This is a genomic window from Nocardia sp. NPDC003693 (assembly GCF_053981095.1).
Window position 1 is genome coordinate 1,435 of sequence record NZ_JBSFNO010000082.1, and the last position, 1,602, is coordinate 3,036.

A 1,602-nucleotide genomic window follows, 5' to 3' on the forward strand; every position below is an offset into this window, starting at 1 on the left:
TTGTGTGTTGTTTGAGAACTGCACAGTGGACGCGAGCATCTTTGTTAGTAAGTGTGTAAGAGCGTACGGTGGATGCCTTGGCACCAGGAGCCGATGAAGGACGTAGTAGGCTGCGATATGCCTCGGGGAGCTGTCAAACGAGCTGAGATCCGAGGATTTCCGAATGGGGAAACCCAGCACGAGTTATGTCGTGTTACCCGCGCCTGAATATATAGGGCGTGTGGAGGGAACGTGGGGAAGTGAAACATCTCAGTACCCACAGGAAGAGAAAACAACAGTGATTCCGTGAGTAGTGGCGAGCGAAAGCGGAAGAGGCTAAACCAGGAGCGTGTGATAGCCGGCAGGCGTTGCGTTCTTGGGGTTGTGGGACCTACTTTCTCAATTCTGCCGAGTTGAGCGAAAGTCAGAAAAGATCGCGTTAGTCGAAGTGGCCTGGGACGGCCCGTCGTAGAGGGTGAGAATCCCGTAGACGAAAACGTGTTCTCTTTCGTAGTAGGCACCCGAGTAGCAGCGGGCCCGTGAAATCTGCTGTGAATCTGTCGGGACCACCCGATAAGCCTGAATACTACCTGGTGACCGATAGCGGACTAGTACCGTGAGGGAAAGGTGAAAAGTACCCCGGGAGGGGAGTGAAATAGTACCTGAAACCGTGCGCTTACAATCCGTCAGAGCCTTCGACTTGTTCGTGGGGTGATGGCGTGCCTTTTGAAGAATGAGCCTGCGAGTCATCGGTGTGTGGCGAGGTTAACCCGTGTGGGGTAGCCGTAGCGAAAGCGAGTCCGAATAGGGCGCCCTTCAGTCGCACACTATGGACCCGAAGCGGAGTGATCTACCCATGGCCAGGGTGAAGCGACGGTAAGACGTCGTGGAGGCCCGAACCCACTTAGGTTGAAAACTGAGGGGATGAGCTGTGGGTAGGGGTGAAAGGCCAATCAAACTCCGTGATAGCTGGTTCTCCCCGAAATGCATTTAGGTGCAGCGTCACGTGTTTCACATCGGAGGTAGAGCTACTGGATGGCCTAGGGGGCCCACAAGCTTACCGAAGTCAGCCAAACTCCGAATGCCGGTGTGTGAGAGCGTGGCAGTGAGACTGCGGGGGATAAGCTTCGTAGTCGAGAGGGAAACAGCCCAGATCGCCGGCTAAGGCCCCTAAGCGTGTACTAAGTGGAAAAGGATGTGGGGTCGCGAAGACAACCAGGAGGTTGGCTTAGAAGCAGCCACCCTTGAAAGAGTGCGTAATAGCTCACTGGTCAAGTGATCCTGCGCCGACAATGTAGCGGGGCTCAAGTACACCGCCGAAGCCGCGGCATTCCAGCATTATCCCGCCTTCGGGCCAGGAGCTGGGATGGGTAGGGGAGCGTCGTGTGGCCAGGGAAGCGGCGGAGTGATCCAGCCGTGGAGGCCATGCGAGTGAGAATGCAGGCATGAGTAGCGAAAGACGAGTGAGAAACTCGTCCGCCGAATGACCAAGGGTTCCTGGGCCAGGTTAATCCGCCCAGGGTGAGTCGGGACCTAAGGCGAGGCCGACAGGCGTAGTCGATGGACAACGGGTTGATATTCCCGTACCCGTGTATCCGCGCCCAATGGCGAATCAGTTGTGCT

General features: G+C 56.4%; 1 rRNA gene. It reads left to right on the top strand.

From position 1 onward, the window contains the following. Positions 1–45 precede the first annotated feature (45 nt). Positions 46–1,602: ribosomal RNA gene (locus tag ACWDOP_RS38930) — 23S ribosomal RNA — on the top strand; the annotation flags it as partial.